The sequence below is a fragment of the Bacillus cereus group sp. BfR-BA-01492 genome, from assembly GCF_022662815.1.
GTDB classification, from domain to species: domain Bacteria; phylum Bacillota; class Bacilli; order Bacillales; family Bacillaceae_G; genus Bacillus_A; species Bacillus_A cereus_BD.
This window is the reverse complement of the sequence record NZ_JAKUEH010000004.1, coordinates 129,028-152,120: the sequence shown is the minus strand read 5'-3', so window position 1 is coordinate 152,120 and position 23,093 is coordinate 129,028. Positions and strand designations below refer to the sequence as shown.

The window sequence follows — 23,093 nt, the reverse complement described above, 5'->3', positions numbered from 1 at the left end:
TTTTTTAAACTCCTAAAGTTGCACCACCATCGATACATAAATTATGCATCGTAATATGACTTGCCTTATCTGAAGCTAAAAATAATACTCCTTCAGCAATTTCTACAGGTGTCGCTATTTTTTGAAGTGGAATTCCCAATCTATATGTATCTTGTGAACCTGCAATAATCCTTTCAGGTCCATTTTCATCTGTCCAAAGTTGCCGCTGCATCTCTGTTTCAGTTGAACCTGGCGAAACTACATTACAGCGAATATTGTACTCTGCAAGCTCTAATCCTAAACATTTTGTAAACATCGTTACTGCCGCTTTTGATGCTGCATATGCCGCCATCCCTATTCTCGGAATATTCGCTGCATTTGAACCAACCGTCACAATGACGCCAGACTTTCTCCCGATCATACGATTACTAACTGCACGGGACATATAAAATACCCCTGTAGAATTGACAGAAAAAGTGGCATTCCAATCTTCATTACGAAAAGATGGAATTTGACCCATTCGTAAAACACCAGCAACATTTACTAAAATATCAATAGATCCCATTTCATTTTCAATTTGATCTACTACACTTTCTACTGCCGCACTGTTACTGACATCCAATTGGAACGCTTTCAAAATTGTTCCTTCTAATTCATGAGAATGTGAAAGTAATTGAAGAGCTGAAAGATTGGTATCTACAGCAGCAACTTCAGCCCCCCTCTCAGCAAGCATACTGGCCACTGTTTTACCAATTCCTTGGGCTGCCCCAGTAACTAAGACTATTTTCCCCTTGAACTCGTTACAACTCATATCCCCAAGTCCTTTCTTTTTAAAATCGATTTCTTATTCCTGTCTAACATGAGAAAATAAGATTCTTTTTATCGATATTGATAATCATTATCAATTATATCTCAACAAAAATAATATACATAGTAAGCTTATCTGTCAAGTATAGATTTTCGTATTTTCACTTCGCTTTTCAAAACTACTTCAATTGATAATGATTTTCATTTTCTTTACTCACAACGAAATGATAATGTTTCTCAATAATCTTGTCAATATTTTTTTATTTTTCAGATAAAATTTTAATTATATCTATATAGTAAAATATTAATATCACCTATTATAAAAACAGTCATTTGCTCAAAAACTGTACCTTTTCCCTCTGAAACCAGTATATTTATATTTACACTTCAACCACAGACATGATAAAAGTAGCAATTTACTACATTTTTAAATTAATATTTTCTCAACAAATATCTGAAAATAATAACGAACAATTTCATCCCTATTATATATATTGAAGTCTTACTGACGGGATAAATGACATATGAATATTCAATTTATAAACTAAATGTAAAAAATGTTCATAAAAACAAAAAACTACTAGTTCATGCTAGTAGTTTCAAAAATAGTATTTATCGCATTCCATTCTCCCACTTTTTCATTTTTTTCTCCATTAATTCCTGTAATTCATGTTCATCTTCCGTTAGTTTATAAAATAAAGCGAGCGATACGAGAATCACATCTATACACTCTTCCTTGACATCATTTATTTCTAATTTCTTATATTCACTGCCGTTTACTTTTAAATAAGACAATACTGCTTGAGATGTCTCACCAACCTCTTCGGTTAATTTTAAAACCATTTGCTCCAATGTTTTTGGTTCTTGTTTACTAAGTAGTTTTATTTTTTTCAATAATGTATCCATAATTTCCCCTCTCGTATTCCTTATGGTTCTAGTGTAAAAATAAAATGAAGCCAGTAAAATGTATATATTCCTAACAGAATTGTATTTTATGCTACAATTTCAAACAATCGATGGATGAATTCTTTCTGATTTTGGACAGACTGGTCCTGTAAATCAATCTGTTTTTTTCATCATATGCATAGCTTCTACTCCAGAAAGAATGGATGTAGCTGTGTCAAAATACTTGAACCCTAGTTCGTTTATCTAATTCTGGACCATACTGATGAGCCCAATACATAATCATTGTATGAGAAATGGATAAACCACGTTCCTCTATTATGAATATTAAGTTATTACCATATCCTTTAGCGCAAGAGTGTTCAACGTCATGCTAATTATTAAATTTTCATATTTAATTGATTATTAGATTTAATGAAGAGGCAGCTTTAGGCCATCCAACGTAAAATGCCATATGTGTTATCAAAGCAATAATTTCCTTTTCGCTAATTCCATTTTTTTTAGCTAATTGTAGATGAAATGGTAATTGTTCAGTATTACCTATACTAATTAGAGCAGATAGTGTACATAAACTTCTTTCTCTAGATGTTAAAGTAGGATTTCTCCATATTTTGTCAAATAATATATTTTCACTATACTCAACAAAATCAGGAGCCATTTCTCTCATTTTCTTTGGTATATTGGATTCGATACGATCATTCACTATTCTTTTCTCTCCTTCATATTAACCAATTGCACTACTCCTTGACCAAATGACCAGTTTTCAGCCGATGTCTCGTTTAATATAATAAAAATATCAGTTGTAGAGATGTTTAAATGATTAGAAATAGCTTTTGATATGGATTTATACAACCTCTTTTTCTGATTTATCGTTCTTCCTGGCCCACATGTAATAGAAACGTGCATCATGTTTTCTGTTCTCTTTTCCTCTCCTTCTAATAGATAATCCGAATCATAAAAAAAATGATTAGAAGAGTAGGGAAAAAACATTTGAAAATAATCATTTTCAGGTATTTCAAAATGTTCAATCAACGAATAGTGAATACTATTACTCACCTTTTTTAATTCTTCTTCTTTCTTCAAAAGACCTTTAGGATAGTAAACGTTAACAAAAGGCATATACTCTCATTCCTTTTCTAATTGTATCGTTTTTGAGATTAATTTCTATTGTGAAACATGTAAAACTTCATATAATGTAAGGTTATCTAGTGAGTTAAATTCTGGTTTTTCTTGATAAAAACTAAATTGACTATAGCCCCATTTATCGGGATTATACACTAATACATTCCCCAAACTTTTTTCTGCATTGTTCACATATTGATTATTGGTATTCAATGGAATTCCACTTAACGATTTACTTTTAGAAATATTCCCTGTATATTCAACAACATATCTACTGTTATTAAAATCTTTATCTAAATGAATAGATAAAGGAACACCAATATTAATTTGTTGCCATCCAAAGGATTCTAAAATATTGTCATAAAAACCATCAAAGATAAATTTGTTCATTCCCTCATGGTTATTCCAAATATATAACGGGGCATAAGAATTATATAGATTTTTATTTTCCACAGCCTCAGTAATTAAATACACCTTAAAATTTAGCCCTTGAAACCCATCTGTTTTATGCCCATTCTGTTTTACCCTTTGTCTAATAATCTCCATATCATAATCTTTTGGCAAGATAATCTTATATTGCATCCCAATCATGTTTATCACTCACTTTCGATATTATATATATTATAATAGTTTGACATTAAGACAGTGTAAAATAGGTATAAATGATGCTCTATATCATTTATACTGATACCTAATAAGGAGTTGAAATGAATGGAAATCAATGATCTTATCATATTTAAAACTGTAGTAAGTGAAGGGTCAATTAGCAAGGCTGCAAAAGAATTAGGTTATGTTCAACCAAATGTAACTGAACGAATTAAAAGATTAGAACAAGAATTAGAAACACCGCTACTACATAGAAATAACAAAGGTGTTTCCCTATTGCCATCAGGCGATATTTTGTTAGATTATACTAATAAAATATTAAATCTAATAGAGGAAGCCAAAAATGAAATTAAAATGAGTGACACTTCTTATCGAATAGCAACGTCACAGTCTATTTTGTCAGATTATTTAAGTACACGTATCAAAGAAAATTTCAGGAATTATCAAATATATATGGACAGTAGTAATTATTTGCAACAACTATTAAAGAAACAAAGAGTTGATATGGTCATAACTTATGAGGATTATTCTGATCCAGTATTTCAAAAAGTATTTAGTTCAACAATTTCTATGGGTTTACTAAAAGCAAAAGGATTATCCAATATTGAATATTCAAAGGAGTTCTTTTTTGTTAGCCATGATAAACAATGTCCCTTTAGAAATTATACAATCGAATTCATAAAGAAGAATAACCTTTCTCAAAAGCAGCTTCAGCAACTAGATTCTTATTCACTTATTAAGGAATTTATTGCTCAGGGAAAAGGATTAGCTTTCTTACCCATCTGTAATGGTAATTTAGAACCCATTAAGGAAGTGCCAATAGAAAAAATACCTATTTATTTTTTTAGGATTCGAGAATCAGAAAAAATGATTCCAAGGGAGCTATTTGATTAATAAATGAATTTTCCTTGCGTATTAACATCTGAAAAAGGTATGATTTATGCGTCCTTCTTTAATTCATTTTTTAAACATCAGAAGTTCTTTTTCTTTTTTTTACGTAGCAACGTTATTTGCACTTGAGGATAATAAATATTCTTAAGTTGATGGGCATGGGGGGCACGTCACATGCCCATCAACTTAAAATTTTATACTACCCCCAGAACGAAAATTTTGTGCATTTTGCTCGTATTTATTTTTATAAATATCGATGTATTTCATTATGAAGTGTTTTCACACGCTCTTTATAGAATATGCCTTTATCCTCTATTTTCAGTTGCGCTATAAACAGATTTGCAAGCATTACCGCTGTATCAAGCTGATAAAATAAGCTGACAATACGAGGAATAGATGCAAAGATACCTTTATTCTTATATCCATCTTTAAATTCATACCAATCAATTTCATTAGTTTCAGCTATCCTCATAAGTTCTAACAGCGGGTGACCAATTAGAGCATTATCCCCATCAACCAACGCCTTAACTTCTCCGTTATATCCAATTAGATTTGCTGGTCGAATGTCCATATGTAATAATTTCCTTACATGATCTGCTTGTTTAAGAATCTCTTCGATTATCGATATATCAGGAAATTTAATATCGCAATGTGTAATTTTGTTAAATCCTTCTACATGTATTTCCCTTCATTTCAATACATGTGTTTTTTTATATTTCCAATCGTAATAAAGCTAGCCAATATTAAGATAGAAAATAAAAGCAAAATATTATTCACTCCCATATGAGTTATGAAAATACCAGTCGACAGAGCGGACGATATCTTAACAAATGATGCTAGAATTGTTCTTAAGCCTATTACTCTACCAATATATTCTGTTGTAGTATTCAACTGTATTAACGTTTGCACAATAATCAAATGCGACATGGTAAATAGCCCCATTATAAATATACAAATAACGGCCGTTGTTTTATAGTCATTCAAATATAATAAAAAAGAAGAGGTTGCCATACCCATCATCGTAATAAAAATAACTTTATGTTTAAACTTTTTTAAAAAATAGATAGCAATCAAACCTGCTATAATTCCTCCTACTGAAAATGCTATCTCAAATATTGAGTAAAGTCCGCTACCTCCTTCAAACTGTTCTGCAAGAGGTAATAATAAAGTTGTTGTCATTTGTATGCTAATGCTATTCAAAATGGATAAAAACAGTAAGTACTTCATTCCTTCTATTTGATTAATAAAACGCCATCCCGATATTAATTCTGCAAAGTAGGATATTCTTGTATTTTTTATTTTTTTAGGGTTCATTCTTTTTATAGAAGAAAAGAAAATGGCCGCAACTAAAAATGTTACAGAATTAATAAAGAAACTAGTGGCTAAAGAAAATTCAATTAGAAATAACCCAGATATACCAGTTCCCACTAGTAATGCTGCTTCATTTAATGAAGATGCTTTTGATATAACAAATGGTATATCATGATTACAGAATGCTTCCTTAATAAATGCAGAAGATGCAGGTTTGTAAACGGTGTAGCAAACTGCTAATAAGAATTGCATAGTGTAAAAAATAAATACTGATTCAAATTTTATGAAAATAAGTATTGCCATGATTAAAACAAGTACAAATCGAATAATATCTGTTAGAACAACAATATTTTTAGAATCATGATGATCTACATAAACAGACACAAAAGGTGTTAAAATGATACTTGGTATATAATAAATTGCAATCATTAATCCGATAGAAGTTGCTTGTCCTGTTAAATGAAAAATATACCATAGCAAGGCAATTTGTTGAATTCCATCCCCAAATCCGGTAATGCTAACCCCTAATAAATATTTTAATTTATTACTCATAAAATTACCCCTGATATAATTGTTATCTTCATTTTAGGTGCATCACTTCAACAGAGTAAATTACAATTTATTTATCTATATTTATAATTTATTCTTATAAGGTATCTCGCCAATTGCCCATCAAGCGAAGTTAAAATCATATCCTCGTAGAGTAGAAAACTGAAACAGATTAAATTTTCTTTAGGGATGGCTTTACCATCCCTTTTCTGTTTCAGCTTCCCCTCATCAAACCGTACGTGAGGTTTTCCCTCATACGGCTTTCCGATGTTCTTCCTTCTTTGGCATTCAGTTTTGTTCTAACTTCCTACTTTCACGAGTGTGTATGTTGTTTTCTTCATCAAGTCCTTAATCCGACCATGTTTCTTTCGAACATTTCTTTTCTTATTCCAGAAAAGGTTAAGCCGTTCTAAGACATACCAATCTATTTTACCGAGCCACTTCCGTCCCATTGAAGATAGGCTGTAATAATTCTTGAATCCTTGTAGAATTCTATTTAAACCTTTTACCATCTCTTCCAATTGTAAATACAGTTTGTTCCTCACCAGCAAGCAGTGCCCAGCTTAGCTGGGCACGCGAAAATAAAAAGACGATTTTTATATTTTAAAAATCATCTTTTTATTTAAACATACTTTTTAACTTACAATTTCCTCTTTTGATTCGTCTGACACTTTTTGTTTCTTTTTCATTTTCACAATATAGATCCCAACTAAAGCAATTAACATCCCCATTACTTCCACTATTGTAAGCTTCTGAGTAAAAATAAACCATGCATATATTGCAGCTACGATTGGTTGTAATAAAACTAATATAGAGGATAGTGCAACATTAACTTTACCCAAACAAAAACTCAGTAGCCCTTGCCCTAAGATCTGTGAAAAAATAGCTAAACCTATTAAAGGCATCTATTCTGAAGTACCGCTTGGAATATAAACTCCTTCAGTAAAAAGCATAGCAATGAAAATTGTTACTGCACTTCCAAAAGCACTAACAAACATAATAATACTAGCGCTTCCTCTTTCTCGTACTTTATATACTGTCAATAAAAAGAATGCATAGAAAAAAGCAGTTAAAAAGGCCAACATATCTCCAAATAAATTATCTGTTGTTATTACTGCTTTACCACTACCTAAAACAATTAACCCAGATATTGTAATAATAGATCCTATAAAAAATGTACGTGTTATCTTTTCCTTAAAAATAAAAAATGAAAATGGAATAATTACTATGGGTACTAAATTAGCTAACAAATTTGCATTTGCGACACTAGTATAATAAAATGATATGTTCCATAAAATTAAATCACCTGCTAAAAGTATGAATAAAATATCTTTTTTTGAAACTTTATTAAGCTCTTTCCATACAAACGGTAATAAAAGCGGTATAGAAAGTAATACGCGATAAAAGCCTGTATTAATCGGCGGTAATTCACTTAGTTTCACAAAAATACCACCTGTAGCTAAAAAACAGACAGCTAAAAATACTAATAGTATATATTTCGTTTCATTATTTCTTATCATTTTTTCTCCTACTGTAACCCCTAAATAAAAGTGGTTCTTACGCACTTTTGGTGAGGATCCATATGTCCCCATGTAAAGAGATTTGGATATTTTTTTAGAAAAACATTTTCCCTACAAAGTTATTAACACTCTTTGTGTTAATAATTTGCTATTTGCACGTCCATACATCATTCGTTTGATTGTTTTAAGTCGATTAATATGTCCTTCTGTTATGCCGTTACTAAGTGAAAGAGAACATGCTGCAGTAATTGCTTTTATATCTTTCTCCACGTAATTTACAAATGTTTGGATGGCAGGAAATGGTATGTTTTTATATGTTATAAACCAATTTGTTAAGTCTTCAGCTCGTTTTTCACGAACAATAGATAGAAAATCTTGAATCATGCGATGAACTTTTTTCAGTTCAGGAAACTCTGTTCGAAATATTTCTGATATGCTGTTTTTCCACTCTGCAGGAACATGCTGGTTTAGTGATTCTTTCAATGCATCAAATAGTCCTTTCAGTATATACCAACGGTCTGCTACCTGTTGGGCATGAGGAAGTGCTTCGGAAATGGCAGAAGCGTAAGAAATAGAGCCGTCACGACTCACAACTTGTATAGTAGGATGTTGTTTTAACCACTCTACAACGTCTTTTTTGTATGGCTTTCTAAAATCGTAATAGGACGCCTTGTATCTTGGTCTATAATAAGCGCTCCATAACGATTGCGTTTTTTAAAAGCAAAATCATCAATTCCAATGTTAAATAAGTTTTGATACGTAGGCGGCTCCATTTTATAGAGTAAGCGAAGAAGTGTATCACGCCTTGTATGAAATCCTAGTGATTCCGTCACTTTAGATGCAGTTGTACAGTTTGTGAATAGAACAATTTTCTGTGAAATTTCTTGCAAACGATTCGTTTTTCGTTGATATGATTGAAGCCACGCGAATCGCTCGACAAATATCCGTTGGGCTATCACAAAAGAATTTCTTTACTTGTAAGTGTAGGTGGATAGATATTTGTTGAATAGCTAAGTCTTGAACAAAACGTGTATAACGACTATGTACTCGTGATGAAATCTTGCCACAAGAAGGGCAGGGACATGATTTACAGATGGATTTTAGGATATAAACATGAGTGTGGACCGCTTGAAACGAAGACATAAGTTCAATACCTTCAAATGAAGGAATACTTGTATTCCTTCACCAAAAGTGCGTAAGAACCACTTTAGTTTAGCAGTCACAGGCACCTGTAAGTGTCTTTTCTTTATGGAAAAGTAGTTCTAAATAAATAGAAAAGCCTCCTTATTGAGGCTTTTCTATTTAAAACTTCATTATCCTTTTCTTCCTTCATAATGTCCTACGTAATAAACTTTACCTTCTTTATCATGTTTTACCTCTATTCCTTTCAGGTACCAATGAACTCCATTTTGATAAAAATAGTTAGCAAACCTATTATCATATCTGATTTCATCCCTTTTAAAAATCGAATCTAATGTATTTAATTCAGTTTTAGGACTAACAGTATTTTCTGTAGTTGTTGTACTTGCTGATGCGGCCCCAATTCCTCCTGTTAATGCAATACCTGTCGCTAAAGCTCCAACTACTAATTTCTTAAACATAACAATTCCTCCTTTAATAATTTTATAACTTACAACCTAAATATAACCAAATTTACAAAAATGTAAATATTTTCGAATTATAGAAATATTTGTTTAAATTTTAGGAATGTTGAGATTCTACTTTATCAAAGATTACTAAGAAAATATCGATTATACTAGAAGCTGACACTTCCCTATTTTTTAGTTTAAATAACTTGTTTTTAACTACATTATATTGCAAAGGAAAAGACATCTGAAGGTCTCATGGAGGGGGGATTCACCCAATAATATAAAACTCACGTTAAGACATTTGATTAGCGATACCCCTAGAAAAGCCTTTTTTATCACCATACAAATCATAACCACCCTTCCAAAGGGTGGTTTGCACAAAGGCTATAAGCCTATACTACCGGTCAACGACTAAAGGCGCTGGCTTTCATATACATTCAAGCTTCTATTGCCTTTGCCACTTTTGCCACCCCTGAAGGGATATTTGTATGACACGCTACCCTTTAAAAGGGTCTGTATATTCTTTTACACTTAATTTATCTAGTGCTATATCATGCTTCTCTTGGTCTTGAATATATTTTTTTATTGTCGCTTCATTCAATCCCACTGTACTCACATCATATCCTTTACGCAACGATTTACAAGCTGTTGCCTTTATTCTTCCCTATAGTAATGGCGTGTTAGAAGGACAGGTAAATCGCTTGAAATCAATCAAACGAATGTTGTATGGGCGAGCTGGTTTAGCTATATTGCAAAAGCGCATGTTATATACACTCTGATTTATTATTTTGAAAGAATAAAATTTTATACGGTAACAACGTTATATGAGATTTCACCAAATCTGCGTAAGAACCACTTTTGTATTGCAAAAAACACTCAGTATTTTGGTTAATAGTAATTATTTTATTATCTTATTCTTATAAAAATAAATAATTAAAAATTTAAAATCATAAATACAGCAAGGGAAGGCTTGTATACTGATATATAATACTGCACTCCCTTGTTATATGTATGATATAGCCTAGTACTAACGTTGCTGTAACCAAGGGCAAAGCTACAAATGTAATTATTCGGACGTATTCTGCTGATTACATCGATCACACAAAATCTCTTTCGTATTTTTTACTAATACTTTATCTAATACCCGACGGGCATTCTTGATCTAGTTGGTAGGTTCAACCGAACAATAAATTCTTCCCCTTCAACAATTTTTTTAACACAAATATGGCAAACTAGTTTTGCTTCTTTAAAAAATGACACCAACTTTATCACCTTTCTCTACTCATCTTCTAAATCTTGTTCTTGCTTTACTCTTAATCTATATACATAATACAGCGGTATAAACCCACAAATAAATACAATAGATCCTAACAATAGACCATCAATCCAGCTAAAGTTTGGTGTAATAGAAATCAGATATGCAACAGTTACTACAATAATAGTTAGTACTACCATACTAACTATAAGTGATTTCTTTGGATTTTTTATTTCCTTTTCCTGTTCCACACTAACACTCATCGATAAATATGCAGATACAACAGAGGTTAAAATAACTACCATCCAAAGTGGATTTTCACGCACCCCATCAAGTCCATTTTGAAAGAACTCGTAGCCAAGAATGCATAAGATTCCAATCGTTTGGATAATATACATAATTCGAATATTTTTCAAATTCCTTAAAATGAGTCTTTCATCTGTAATTTTCTTCATTCAAAATCCTCCTGGTTTATCCAAAATATTTCGTCTAATTTCGCATTTACAGCATAGCAAATTTGTAAACATAGCTTTAATGATGGGTTATATTTCCCTTTTTCAATTAGACTGACGGTTTGCCTTGTAATACCAACTGCATCAGCAAGCTGCTGTTGTGTTAAATCTGCTTTGACACGAGCAATTTTCACGTTATTTTTCATATAACACCCTCCATAAATAATGTAACTTATATATTACTTTATGTAAAGTATAAGTTACATAAAAACTAAAAAACAACTTCATATTTGAACTGTATCCTTTAAAATAGACAGTTTAAAGGAGATCATAAATACTTTTCCCTTATTTTCTTATTCTTTACACAAGTATATATTAACTATAAAATCGATTCCTGTTATAAATATCAACATAACAATAAACGTTAAAATGAACAAAAATTTCACTAAGGTGAAGATAATGAGAAACCACTCCATTTCCATGGTCAACATACACTCCTAGACTACCTCCATTAACATAGATTGTTTCCTGTCTAGCAATTCTAGCTTCCATTGCCCAATGCGGTGGTCGCTCCAATATCTACTGCATTATGCGGTTTACCACCTCGTACCGCATCAAATGTATCTGTCATTCGAGTAAAGTTGTCCATTTCCATCCTTCATCTGAAACCATCTCGCCATCCCCCGCGGAAACATAGCTTTAATTCGTTTGTAAAAAATATTAAACTTTATTAAATTTGATATTTTTTGTATAATTAAAATGTTTAGATAACTTAAATTTTTAGGAGGTTTTATTTTTTTATGGCAACGTTAGATAAAAAATCCATAGTTGAAAGCGTCCCGCAGAAAGGCTTTTTCGGTCACCCAAAAGGCTTATTCACCCTCTTTTTCACAGAATTTTGGGAGCGCTTTTCTTACTATGGAATGAGAGCAATTCTACTCTTTTATATGTATTATGAAGTATCAAAAGGTGGGCTTGGAATCGATAAAGCAACCGCTGCATCCATTATGGCCATCTACGGTTCACTTGTATATATGTCTGGCATTATAGGCGGCTGGATTGCCGATCGTCTATTAGGGACAAGTCGAACTGTTTTTTACGGCGGTGTTTTTATTATGTTCGGTCATATTGTTTTATCTTTTCCTGGCAGCATTACTGCCTTTTTTATCTCGATGGCACTTATCGTTATCGGGACAGGATTATTAAAACCAAATGTATCAAGTGTTGTAGGAGACTTATATAGCGACGAAGATAAAAGACGCGATTCAGGTTTTAGTATTTTTTATATGGGAATTAATTTAGGCGGTCTTCTCTCTCCTTTAGTCGTTGGTACCATTGGACAACAGTATAATTTCCATCTCGGTTTTGGTGCAGCAGCTATCGGTATGTTCATTGGCCTAATCGTATTTGTTACAACAAAAAAGAAAAACCTTGGCTTAGCAGGCACTCAAGTCCCTAACCCTTTAGCACCTCAAGAACGCACAAAAGTGTTTGGAAGGCTCGGTATTGGTGCTCTTGTCATTATCATCATTGGATATATGACAATTACAACTGGTATTCTAACAATACAACGCTTCACCATGGTCGTAAGTGTGTTAGGTATCATTATCCCAACTTGTTATTTTTATGTCATGTATCGAAGTCCGAAAACAACTGAGGTGGAACGCTCACGCCTTCTAGCATACATCCCTCTTTTTATTGCAGGTATTATGTTCTGGTCCATCCAGGAGCAAGGCTCTATTATTCTCGCAAGATATGCTGATGAGCGTACACAATTACAATTCGCTGGATTAGAACTGCAATCTTCATGGTTCCAATCCTTGAATCCACTATTTGTTGTTTTATTGGCACCAGTATTTGCATGGTTATGGATAAAACTTGGAGATCGTCAACCTTCTACTTCTAAGAAATTTTCAGTCGGACTATTTTTTGCAGGAATTTCTTTCTTAATTATGATTATTCCGGCATACATGCATGGTACAGAATCACTAGTAAGTCCAATATGGTTAGTGCTTAGCTTCCTCCTCGTTGTAACTGGGGAATTATGCTTATCACCTGTTGGACTTTCTGCCACAACAAAGCTAGCGCCAGCAGCATTCTCTGCGCAAACAATGAGTTTATGGTTTTTATCTAATGCTTCTGCGCAAGCAATTAACGCACAAATTGTACCGCTATATAACCCAGAAACAGAAATTATATACTTTGGTGTCATCGGTGGGGTCTCTATTCTTTTAAGTGCTGTTTTATTTTTACTTTCACCAAAAATTCAAAGCTTTATGAAAGGGGTACGTTAATCCCTATTAAAAAGAAAAGAGACTTGCTTCATTTGCTAGTCTCTTTATCTTATTATCAGAAAAACTGAACTTATTAGAAATGTCTTCATAAACGTTTATAGACAGCTATCATGTGATAATCATTCCAGTAAAAAACATAACACATCACTACTTACTAGAGCTATTTTTGGCTATATTTACCGGTTATAATACAAAAAAGTTCATGTTATCCTTTTATTATCGAAAAGATTTCATTCGATGTAGTTATTCACACAAAAAACATACTTCTCTTTCCCTTGAATCTCTGTCGCTACAGAGATTCTTTTTCTATGTTTTCTACTTTTCAATATGCAAGTCCAATATACAAACTACCCTATTCATTCTATAAAGTGACACTTTCATCAGTGGAGCTTTTCTTCATCCCCACTGATGAAAAAACTATTTCACCATAAACTTCGTCTGACTACACCCATCTTTCTGCTTTGTTACTTCTAATACAGCTGGCATTGCGTTTTTTAACTCTTGTACGTGTGAAATCACGCCGATAAATCGTCCTGATTTTTGCAGGTCGATGAGTGCATCTACTGCTTTTGTAAGAGATTCTTCATCAAGTGATCCAAACCCTTCATCAATAAACATCGTTTCAATCGAAATTCCGCCTTCATATGCCTGGATTACATCTGACATTGCAAGCGCAAGACAAAGTGACGCGTTAAATTTCTCTCCACCAGACAATGTTTTTACGTCGCGCGTTTGACCTGTGTATGCATCGTATACATCTAATCCTAATCCACTTTGACGATTGCGCTTTTCCACTCGTTCGCTTCGTTTTAAATAGAACTGTCCATTTGATAATTTACGCAGTCTTTCATTCGCAATATGAACAATTTGTTCTAAATACTCAATTAAAATGTAACGCTCAAAGGAAATACGGCTTTCATTATCTCCTTTCATTACTTCATATAAATCAACAAGTTCTTGGAAAGCTTTTTCTTCCTCACGAATTTGCTCGTCAATTCGTCTAATGTTTTCATATAAGTCAGAGATATATTCCACGGCACTTTGTGCACGCTGACGTTTTTCTTTTGTAATATCAAGCTCAATATCTAACTTTTTCATTTGTTCTTCAATGGATATAATATCCGTCCATTCTTTATCCTGTAATTCATTTGTTAATTCTTCAATTTGCTTCGCCAATACTTCAAGTGATGAATAATAACTTTTAATTTTTTGTTGTAATTCTGCTATTTCTGTATCTGTTCGTTTTGCTTCTTTATACGCAGATTGATCCGGAAAACCACCTTGTTCAAGCTCGTTTGCAAAACGCGTAAACGTCTCTTCTCTCTTCTCTTTCGCATTGTTTACTTGTTTCACAGCACTATCATATTCAGCTTGCATGCGCACATATTCATTTTGCCAATGTTGATAAGCTTCTTGGCCTTTCTTCCATTCATCTTCCATCGTTCGTAACTCTTGCATTGCACTATCCAGTTTTTGTTTCCATGCTTCAAATGTTTGTAAGTTTTCAGGAATTTTTTGCTGATTATATTCATAAGATGTTCGAAGCTCAATGTATTCTTTCTCTACGCTGTGATGTGCTATTTCCATCTCACGTTTTTTCTTCTGCACTTCCTCTAATTGTACTTCTAACTCTTTTACATGTAATGCAAGTTGTTTTCTCTTTTCTTCACTTGCTTTTAATTTATTTACTTCAGCCGCTCGTTGTTTTCCTTTTTGTACTAGCGCATGATACGTATCGACTAACACTTCTGGTTGATAACCACGCTTTTTCACTTCTTCAATTATTTGTTCATACTGCTGACGGTAGAAATTCCATTTTTCCGCTAATTGAAGATGTGATTTTTCAGCAATATTTTTCTTTTCTCGCAACTCATTCAGTTGATTTTCATCAATAGAATCGCCTCGCTCTGTTGCTTTATTTGGATGCGTTGTACTACCGCATACCGGACAAGATTCTCCATCATGAAGATGCAGTGCTAATATGCCTGCTTGTTCATTTAACCAGCGGCTCTCCATCTCTTCATATGTTGTAACAGCAATCTCCATATGTTGAGCTGCTTGCTTTTTTTCTTGCTCATATTTTTCTTTTTCTTCCCAAACGTCATATGCTTGTTTTAATACTTTTGCATCTTCTCGCATATGTGTTAATTCTTCTATTTTTTCTACATATTGTTCGAGCGCGGCTTCTAACTGGTTTAATTCCTCAGTTAGTTGTTGTTTTTGCGAAATCTGAACTTCTAGCTGTTGTTCCAGCTTTTGAATATTCGTTTTCATTCGCTCGCTCTGCGCCTCAGCTTTTTGCAGTGTTGATTTTTGTTCTGCCAATGAAGTTATAACGGGCTGTAATTCTTCTAGTCTCTGTACATTTTGTTTCAATTCTTCACGCGCAGGTTCTTTCTGTTTTAATTCTTCATATTTTCCTTGTGCAAGCACAAATGCTTCAGCCGTTTTTTCCTTCTGAACAGTTATTTGGTTCAATGATCGCTGGGCATTCTGCTCACTTTGCTGCGCTTCTTCATACCATTGTTCAAACGGTAGTAATCTTTTTGCTTGTTCTGCTCGTTTAAAGTGTTTTTCTGCGATTTCGATTTGTTCACGTCTTGCTTCTAAAGCTTGTTGTTGCTCTTTTTTCTGCTGTAAATCTTGAAATTTTTCATTTGTTGATTTTGCTGTATGAAAATGTTCTTCGATTTCTTTTAATTGCTTTGTTTGTGCGATTTGCTGCGCTTGTAATTGTCGAATTTCCGCTTCATAGTAACTCGTTTCTTGTTCTAGCGCTTCAACTACTTGATGCGTATTGACATGTTCTTGCTGCACTAAGACCTCTAATAACGAACCGTCTCGAACAGGTAATTGAAAAGCATTTCGGAAATAAATTTCTCTTTCTTTTTGTTTTCCCTGCAATATGTCTTTCCACTGTTTCCGCTTTTGATCCAGTAATTCACGCATTAATTTATAACGATCCGTTTTAAAAATACGACGCAGAATTTCTTCTTTATTCTCTGTTTCAGATGTTAATAGTTTTCGAAACTCTCCTTGTGGAAGCATAACAATTTGGCTAAACTGATGTTTACTAAGACCTATTAACTCTTCCACTTTTTTATTTACATCCGTCACATGAAAACGATCGACACATGGATTTTTCTCACCGTTGACTACTTCATACAATTCAATTGCATGCCCAGTCACAGTTTTATTTCCTTTTTTCTTATGTCCAAGTTGTCTTTTTATCTCATATAGTTTTCCTTTTAATTGAAATGTCAATTCTACACTCGTATATACATTATCATCGGCAAAATGACTGCGTAGCATACTTGTATCACTTCGTTCTTCTCCGCTAGCTTCCCCATATAGCGCATAACAAATTGCATCAAAGATTGTCGTCTTTCCTGCACCAGTATTTCCTGAAATTGCAAAAATACGATGATTTCCTAAATCGCTAAAATCAATGACTTCTCTCTGTTTATATGGGCCAAATGCTGTCATCGTAAGCTGAATTGGTCTCATCCTCGTTCACCTTCCCGTTCCTGCACTGTTTGTAACACTTCTAAGAAGAGACGTTCTTTTACTTCGGATAAATCCGATCCCTTCATTTCTTTATAAAAAGCTTTTAATAAAGATACATCATCCATTTTATGTCTAGAAATAGTGATTTCATTTGCTTCTGTAAGCTCTCGTCTTTGTATCGAACGCTCAACATGCATTGCATTTGGATATACAGATCGAACTTTTTCCATTGGTTGTAATACTGGTGTTTCATCTAATAGTTTTACAAAAACATAGTCTTCACTTGTTGGATGTTTTAATAAATCATCTATTTTCGCTTCTACTGTTCGCATTTGGCGACGAGGAATCAATAAACGCTTTTCTATTTCAACGTTACCTGTTCCATCTATCTCCACAATATAGTACCCTTTTTTATGTCGTTCTTCTGAAATGGAGTATGCTAGCGGTGAACCAGAATAGCGAATGGTTTCATTACGAACAAAATGCGCTTGATGTAAATGTCCAAGCGCTGTGTAATGAAACTGGTCAAAATAGTGACTATTTACATACTCGGCACCACCAATTGAAAGCGGACGTTCTGCATCGCTCGTGTTCTCCTCTGGTTCACCCGAAGATGTAACAAATGCATGTCCTACAAAGATATGTCTTGCCTCTTTATCCATTCTCTCTGACAGCTCATTTATAAAAATACGCATCGCATCATCATGAGAACGAATATCCTCATTTTTCATAATATGTCTAACAATACTTGGATCAGCATATGGCACTAAATGAAAATGTACTTCTCCATACTCATCATGTAAAATAACTGGCTCATCTGGAAATTGAAATTGACCGACAATATGTAGCCCCTGTTTTTTCATTAACCCACTACCAAAATGAATGCGATCTGGGCTATCATGATTTCCTGCTACCGCGATAACAGGTGTTTGTAAGTCAATCACTATTTTTTGTAATACATCATTTAATAAGTCGACTGCTTCTGTTGGAGGGATTGCTCGGTCATATAAGTCACCTGCAACAATTACGGCATCTGGTTTTTCTTCTTCTACAGCTTGAACAAACTGTTCTAAAACAACTCGTTGATCGTCCGTCATATATACACCGTGAACAAGTTTCCCTAAATGCCAATCCGCTGTATGAAAAAACTTCATCTTGTCCTTCCCTTCTCTCTTTTAATTTACTGATTGTAATGAAACAAGTTGATAGTTAACAATTGTTTTCTCGTCTTTCCATTCTAACTTTTGAATCATTGCGCTACCAATTCTTTCTTGCTCTGATTTATATAAAGGTAATATTTCATTCACAGCAAATAAGTGATAGCCCTCTAAAGTTAATTGAAATATGTTTTCTTCTATATGTAATCTTATTTCTTTTTCATTTGAAATAATTTTTGTATGCATCTCAAACTTCATATAGATACAACCCCTTTTTCTCGATTCACTATACTTTAATAGTATAGTGGGGATTCTAGATTGACAAGGGCATACATCTTCTTATTTCCTTTTTTATTTTTATATCTTTCAATACGGTATGTGAAATTATAATCATTTACAAAAATAAAAATACTATCTCAAGTATTTTTATTTTTGTAAATAATCTTTCATTATATAGTACAATACAGGAATTAAAACACTCACTATAAAGAATGAAAATAAAGCGATAGTATACCCGTCTTTATTTAATATAAAACAAAGTGAAATAGCAATGATAAAAATCGGAAATACAAGACGAACTTTTTCCTTCACTTCTTCTGTCGTATCTGTATGATGAAAATAATGCGTAATTCCTACCATGAGAGAAGACAAAATAATAACCGATAATAGTAAAGGTCCTGGCATTCCGATCTCCCCTTTCTCTATCCCTTATTATATACAAACTAAGGATTTGTTAAAAGTTTGATAATTCAGCACTTATGACAAAATGTAACTTCTATATTACATTTTCTTACATAAAAATCATTCAACATCATAACATATCTTTTGTTTTCATACTATAAACTATCATGATTGCTGTTGTAATATTCCGCTTACTTCATTGAAATCCTGCAAATGTTACTCGTCAAAATATGCAAGACATTTAAAAAAACCTAACATTTTGTCTAAACAATGAGACACTTTATTTTCTTTGTTTTCTTTCATTTCGCGTTCTCAAAACTGGCACATTCCTTGCAATGTACAATAAATTATAAAGGATATTTTAGCTTTTATCGAGAAATAAGAAAATGAGAATATTTGTAGAGGAGGATTTAAAATGACTGAAAATGTTTTATTTTCCATTGGTGATCATGGTGTCGCAACCATTACGTTAAACCGTCCAAAAGCGCTTAACTCCTTATCGTATGATATGTTAAAATCAATTGGGCAAAAGCTAAAAGAATGGGAAACAGATAATCAAATTGCATTGATTGTCTTAAAAGGTGCTGGATCAAAAGGTTTTTGTGCGGGTGGTGATATTAAAACGTTATATGAAGCTCGTTCAAATGAGGTTGCATTACAACATGCCGAAAAATTCTTTGAAGAAGAGTACGACATAGATACTTACATATATCGTTATCCTAAACCAATTATCGCTTGTTTAGATGGAATTGTCATGGGTGGTGGCGTTGGTCTAACAAATGGAGCAACATATCGAATTGTTACAGAACGCACAAAATGGGCAATGCCTGAGATGAATATTGGATTTTTCCCTGATGTTGGGGCTGCTTATTTCTTAAATCAAGCACCGGGACACACTGGTCGTTACGTTGCTTTAACAGCTGCCACTCTAAAAGCTGCTGATGTATTGTATATAAATGCTGCTGATTATTATATGACAACCGAATCTTTATCTGCTTTCTTAACAGAAATCGAAAATACAAATTGGAATATACAAGATGTACATACTGCATTAAAGAAAATTATTCATACCTTCGCAAGTACACCTAATGCAGAAAGTACACTTGCTTCTCTATTAGAAGATATCAATACCCACTTTTCCTTCCGTTCAATTGAAGAAATTATCGACTCATTAGAAAAAGATAGTGGAACATTTGCTTTACAAACAAAAGAAACATTATTATCAAAGTCTCCATTCTCATTAAAAGTAACATTAAAGCAACTAACTGAGGGAAGAAATAAATCGATAGAAGAATGCTTTGCAACCGACCTTATACTAGCAAAAAACTTCATGCGCCACGATGATTTCTTTGAAGGTGTTCGTTCCGTTGTTATCGATAAAGATCAAAATCCACAGTATAAATATAAACAATTAAGTGATGTTTCAGATGAAGATGTAAACCGTTTCTTTCACCTTCTACATGTATGATGAAGAAGCTAGATAAGCGGCAGATTCGCTGCCGTCATCTAGCTTCTTATTCTTTATCCCGCTATTTTAGGGCAGATCGGTTGGTAATGACTCATAATCAGTGAAGGATAAAGAAAACCTCACTGATGAAAGTTTTACTTTATGTTAAACTATTGTTAACCCAAATTTCATACAATTCAAACAAGAAAGGTGGAGTGATTATGGAGAACTATTTTCTTTTTATTATTATGTCCATTTGTCTTATTATTTTGCCTGGACCTGACACCGCAATGGCGACAAAAAATACGCTTACGTCAGGGAAAATAGGGGGAGTGAAAACAGTTTTTGGCACATGTATCGCTCTTTTCATTCATACGCTAGCTGCTGTAATTGGGCTTTCTGCAATTATCGTAAAATCTGCTTTCTTATTTTCCATTTTTAAATATGGCGGTGCCCTTTATCTCATCTATTTAGGCATAAAAGCACTTTTATCTTTAAAAGACAAAAACAATATAGATGTAAATGAACACTCTATACACCATACAAATAAAAACAGTTCTTGCTTTCGTCAAGGTTTTCTTACTAACCTTTTAAATCCGAAAGTCGCTGTTTTCTTTTTAACCTTTTTACCACAATTTTTAAATCCGAATCATAATACACTTGTTCAACTTTTCATTATGGGGCTTACTTATCTAGTTTTAACAGTAATCTGGTTTAGCTTCTATATCTTCTTAATTGACAAAATCAGTGCTTTCATGAAAAAACCTACTACTCAAAAATATGTTCAAGGACTTACTGGCATTGTACTAATTGGATTTGGTATCAAACTAGCTTTTGAAAAAAGCAACTAAAAAAAAGGGTGAGTTGCAAATAAAACTCACCCTTTTGATAATACGCTATCTGGAAATAAGATTTCCATATCAAGTAAAACTTTAAATTTATAGTTTGTTATATTATAGTTTATTTTTAATTCTTAATAATAAATTGTTCAACTATTTTTTCTAAATCCTCCACTTTCTTTTTCATATCACTAGAGTTAGTGGAAATTTTTTGGATTGACATTGCTTGTTTTTGAATTAACTGTCCCGTTTGACTCGTTCCTTCAAATACTTGTGTGGAAGTTTCAGAAACTGCGGATAGAGACGCATTTACTTCTTCTGTTGCAGCTGATATTTCCTCTGTTGCAACAGACACTTCTTGAATTTGGCTTGTAATTCTATTGATATCCTCCATAATAGAAGAAAATGCTTGATCTGCTGTAAGAGCAGATTCTTTTCCTTCTGCTGCTTTCTCTGTACCCCTTTGCATAACGAGAACTGTATGTTGCGTATCTTGTTGGATCGATTGTATCAAATGATTAATTTCTTTGGCAGATTCCTTAGACTGTTCAGCTAAATCTCTTATTTCAGATGCAACTACTGCAAATCCTTTTCCATTTTCTCCAGCACGTGCAGCTTCAATGGCAGCGTTTAAAGCTAATAAGTTTGTTTGTTCTGCAATATGTGTAATGGCATTTAATGCTGTATCAATTTTCTGTATGCGTAAGACAAGATGATCTATCGCTTTAGAAGTTTCTTCTACCACTTCATGTACATTGTTCAGCTGAAGAATGGATTGTTTCACCACTTTACTACCAGAATCCACTCGTTCTGTTGTTGTAACAGCTACTTCAGCAACAGTTGATGAAGAGTCAGCTACTGTTTGCACTCCCGTTGAGATTTCTTCCATTGATGATGAACTTTCCTGGATTCCTGTAACTTGATTCTCAATTTTAACATTCATTTCTGAAATCGTTTGAACAACCTCTTTTGATATATTCGACGCTTGCTTCGCATCTTGTAACATGGCATCGGTAGAAGAAATAACTTCCTGTGTCGTCACTTTCACGTTTCCAATCAATTGTTGCAGGTTATCTAACATGGCATTAAAAGACTGTACGATGCTTCCTAATTCATTCTTTGATGTATAAGAAGTACGTATTGTTAAATTACCCGCAGCAACTTGCCCCATATCTCTTTGTAATAATGCGATTGGTTTACTAATTGCTTTTCTAATCATATAACCGATCCCAACAAGACATATAATTGCAAGAACTGAAATAGTAATAAACGTAAATATTGTATTTTTCACATCTGTATCATTTTCTTTATATAATTGTTGGACTGCGTCGTTATTATCCAGTGTCAACTCCTGAATCATTACAATTAGCTTTTGTAAATTCGGTCCAATTTCTTTTACATAATACGTATAAGCTTCTTCAGTATTAGACTGTGCTAATTCTTGTACTGTTTTTAACTTCGGTCGTGTCTCATTAAATAATTTTCGAAATGCTTGAAGTACTTCCTTCTCTTTATCTAAGTTTATTTGAGCCTCAAATTTTTTTAATAACTTATCATTTGCTTCACGAATCTCCCCCATCTCTTTTGTCAGTTCTTGCTTCCTATTTTCATCCTTTGAAAGCAAGAATTCCATTAGATCCTTATTAATTTGATACATATTCGATTGGACACTTTCTATCCATTGAACCGGCAGTAGGTGATTTTGATACATATCATTAGATGTTTTATTTATTTTTTGAATCGACAAAAATCCAATTGAAGTTAATGTAAGAATAACAACACACGCTATGAATGTTAATATCCTTACCCTTGTTCTAATTTTACTGTTACGTATAAAAGACAACCAAAAACACTCCATTTCTATATAATGTTTAAGTAATATATTTTATATTAAATTTTAATATTTTTCCACATAATTATAGTGCATAAGGAGCTGTCCCATAAGTCAAATTTTCGACTATGTGACACTCCCTTTTGTTTTAGAAATGTTGATATATCGATGTTTTTGTTTTTACATTTTGGAGGAATTTCCCCTTTTGGGACAACCTCATTATTTTTTTATCCTCTAATTACTTATACCTTATGTTTACTACTTAGCCTTTCTCTATACACTACATAATTAAGCCTCTGAAACTCCTTTCCCCTCTCGCTCTTCAAAATAAACTTACTTTTAAAGGGAAAAAG

Annotated in this window: 21 protein-coding genes and 6 pseudogenes; 4 read left to right on the top strand and 23 right to left on the bottom strand. The window is 33.1% G+C overall.

Annotated features, from left to right (window positions below; translation table 11 throughout):
- Positions 1–4: 4 nt before the first annotated feature.
- The 7 genes and pseudogenes from MR063_RS07890 to MR063_RS07860 all read right to left on the bottom strand — a co-directional run bounded on the left by MR063_RS07890 (position 5) and on the right by MR063_RS07860 (position 3,402).
- Positions 5–790 (bottom strand): 2,3-dihydro-2,3-dihydroxybenzoate dehydrogenase, encoded by a 786-nt coding sequence (locus MR063_RS07890; RefSeq protein WP_242196006.1) that lies wholly within the window; start codon positions 788–790, stop codon positions 5–7.
- Between the two features lie 608 nt (positions 791–1,398).
- Positions 1,399–1,692 carry a MazG-like family protein gene (locus tag MR063_RS07885; RefSeq protein ID WP_242196003.1) on the bottom strand — a complete coding sequence of 98 codons (294 nt, stop codon included), beginning with the start codon at positions 1,690–1,692 and terminating at the stop codon, positions 1,399–1,401.
- 86 nt (positions 1,693–1,778) lie between these two features.
- Positions 1,779–1,926, bottom strand: a pseudogene (locus MR063_RS07880) (IS6 family transposase); the annotation flags it as partial.
- Positions 1,922–2,011, bottom strand: a pseudogene (locus MR063_RS22280) (IS6 family transposase); the annotation flags it as partial. The pseudogenes MR063_RS22280 and MR063_RS07880, both read right to left, overlap by 5 nt.
- Before the next feature lie 72 nt (positions 2,012–2,083).
- The gene (locus MR063_RS07870; protein ID WP_242196000.1) at positions 2,084–2,392 is read right to left on the bottom strand and encodes a carboxymuconolactone decarboxylase family protein; all 309 of its coding nucleotides are present in this window, start codon (positions 2,390–2,392) and stop codon (positions 2,084–2,086) included.
- Positions 2,392–2,808, bottom strand: a complete 417-nt coding sequence (locus MR063_RS07865) for a tautomerase family protein (protein WP_242195997.1) — start codon at positions 2,806–2,808, stop codon at positions 2,392–2,394. The genes MR063_RS07870 and MR063_RS07865 overlap by 1 nt, the downstream gene beginning before the upstream one ends.
- A gap of 45 nt (positions 2,809–2,853) precedes the next feature.
- Complete coding sequence (locus MR063_RS07860) at positions 2,854–3,402, bottom strand: DUF4865 family protein (RefSeq protein WP_242195994.1); 549 nt, start codon at positions 3,400–3,402, stop codon at positions 2,854–2,856.
- A 120-nt stretch (positions 3,403–3,522) separates the two neighbouring features.
- Between MR063_RS07860 and MR063_RS07855 the strand changes: the two genes are divergently transcribed.
- A complete protein-coding gene (locus tag MR063_RS07855) occupies positions 3,523–4,311 on the top strand; it encodes a LysR family transcriptional regulator (RefSeq protein WP_242195991.1) in 789 nt (262 codons plus the stop codon).
- 241 nt (positions 4,312–4,552) lie between these two features.
- On the opposite strand, the pseudogene MR063_RS07850 reads toward MR063_RS07855, so the two are convergent.
- From MR063_RS07850 to MR063_RS07790, 11 genes and pseudogenes are all read right to left on the bottom strand, one after another.
- Positions 4,553–4,984, bottom strand: a pseudogene (locus MR063_RS07850) (phosphotransferase family protein); the annotation flags it as partial.
- A gap of 17 nt (positions 4,985–5,001) precedes the next feature.
- On the bottom strand, positions 5,002–6,171 hold the full coding sequence (locus tag MR063_RS07845) for an MFS transporter (protein WP_242195988.1): 1,170 nt from the start codon (positions 6,169–6,171) through the stop codon (positions 5,002–5,004).
- A 296-nt stretch (positions 6,172–6,467) separates the two neighbouring features.
- On the bottom strand, positions 6,468–6,713 hold the full coding sequence (locus tag MR063_RS07840) for a group II intron maturase-specific domain-containing protein (RefSeq protein WP_313928741.1): 246 nt from the start codon (positions 6,711–6,713) through the stop codon (positions 6,468–6,470).
- Between the two features lie 90 nt (positions 6,714–6,803).
- Positions 6,804–7,073 (bottom strand): DMT family transporter, encoded by a 270-nt coding sequence (locus MR063_RS07835; protein ID WP_277927801.1) that lies wholly within the window; start codon positions 7,071–7,073, stop codon positions 6,804–6,806.
- The gene (locus MR063_RS07830; RefSeq protein ID WP_242195979.1) at positions 7,074–7,760 is read right to left on the bottom strand and encodes a DMT family transporter; all 687 of its coding nucleotides are present in this window, start codon (positions 7,758–7,760) and stop codon (positions 7,074–7,076) included.
- Between the two features lie 39 nt (positions 7,761–7,799).
- A pseudogene (locus MR063_RS22275) lies at positions 7,800–8,831 on the bottom strand (transposase).
- A 170-nt stretch (positions 8,832–9,001) separates the two neighbouring features.
- Positions 9,002–9,289 (bottom strand): LCI fold-containing protein, encoded by a 288-nt coding sequence (locus MR063_RS07810; protein WP_242195973.1) that lies wholly within the window; start codon positions 9,287–9,289, stop codon positions 9,002–9,004.
- 484 nt (positions 9,290–9,773) lie between these two features.
- Positions 9,774–9,905, bottom strand: a pseudogene (locus tag MR063_RS07805) (IS200/IS605 family transposase); the annotation flags it as partial.
- Between the two features lie 650 nt (positions 9,906–10,555).
- Positions 10,556–10,987, bottom strand: a complete 432-nt coding sequence (locus tag MR063_RS07800; RefSeq protein ID WP_242195970.1) for a hypothetical protein — start codon at positions 10,985–10,987, stop codon at positions 10,556–10,558.
- Positions 10,984–11,190 (bottom strand): helix-turn-helix transcriptional regulator, encoded by a 207-nt coding sequence (locus MR063_RS07795; protein WP_242195967.1) that lies wholly within the window; start codon positions 11,188–11,190, stop codon positions 10,984–10,986. The genes MR063_RS07800 and MR063_RS07795 overlap by 4 nt, the downstream gene beginning before the upstream one ends.
- Positions 11,191–11,416: 226 nt before the next feature.
- Positions 11,417–11,677: pseudogene (locus MR063_RS07790) on the bottom strand (M23 family metallopeptidase); the annotation flags it as partial.
- A gap of 107 nt (positions 11,678–11,784) precedes the next feature.
- On the opposite strand from MR063_RS07790, the gene MR063_RS07785 reads away from it, so the two are divergent.
- Positions 11,785–13,278, top strand: a complete 1,494-nt coding sequence (locus tag MR063_RS07785; protein ID WP_242195964.1) for a peptide MFS transporter — start codon at positions 11,785–11,787, stop codon at positions 13,276–13,278.
- A gap of 417 nt (positions 13,279–13,695) precedes the next feature.
- Here the strand turns inward: MR063_RS07785 and MR063_RS07780 are convergent, their stop codons facing one another.
- From MR063_RS07780 to MR063_RS07765, 4 genes are all read right to left on the bottom strand, one after another.
- Entirely contained in the window at positions 13,696–16,785 is a 3,090-nt protein-coding gene (locus MR063_RS07780; protein WP_242195961.1) for an AAA family ATPase, read from the bottom strand.
- Positions 16,782–17,939, bottom strand: a complete 1,158-nt coding sequence (locus MR063_RS07775; RefSeq protein ID WP_242195959.1) for an exonuclease SbcCD subunit D — start codon at positions 17,937–17,939, stop codon at positions 16,782–16,784. Before MR063_RS07775 ends, MR063_RS07780 begins: the two co-directional genes overlap by 4 nt.
- A gap of 21 nt (positions 17,940–17,960) precedes the next feature.
- On the bottom strand, positions 17,961–18,200 hold the full coding sequence (locus tag MR063_RS07770) for a DUF2584 family protein (protein ID WP_242195956.1): 240 nt from the start codon (positions 18,198–18,200) through the stop codon (positions 17,961–17,963).
- A 168-nt stretch (positions 18,201–18,368) separates the two neighbouring features.
- On the bottom strand, positions 18,369–18,626 hold the full coding sequence (locus tag MR063_RS07765) for a hypothetical protein (protein ID WP_242195953.1): 258 nt from the start codon (positions 18,624–18,626) through the stop codon (positions 18,369–18,371).
- A 412-nt stretch (positions 18,627–19,038) separates the two neighbouring features.
- Between MR063_RS07765 and MR063_RS07760 the strand changes: the two genes are divergently transcribed.
- On the top strand, positions 19,039–20,091 hold the full coding sequence (locus MR063_RS07760; RefSeq protein ID WP_242195950.1) for an enoyl-CoA hydratase/isomerase family protein: 1,053 nt from the start codon (positions 19,039–19,041) through the stop codon (positions 20,089–20,091).
- A 197-nt stretch (positions 20,092–20,288) separates the two neighbouring features.
- Positions 20,289–20,921 (top strand): LysE family translocator, encoded by a 633-nt coding sequence (locus MR063_RS07755; RefSeq protein WP_242196290.1) that lies wholly within the window; start codon positions 20,289–20,291, stop codon positions 20,919–20,921.
- Positions 20,922–21,036: 115 nt separating this feature from the next.
- Here MR063_RS07755 and MR063_RS07750 read toward each other — a convergent pair whose 3' ends face one another.
- On the bottom strand, positions 21,037–22,752 hold the full coding sequence (locus MR063_RS07750) for a methyl-accepting chemotaxis protein (RefSeq protein WP_242195947.1): 1,716 nt from the start codon (positions 22,750–22,752) through the stop codon (positions 21,037–21,039).
- Positions 22,753–23,093: the final 341 nt, after the last annotated feature.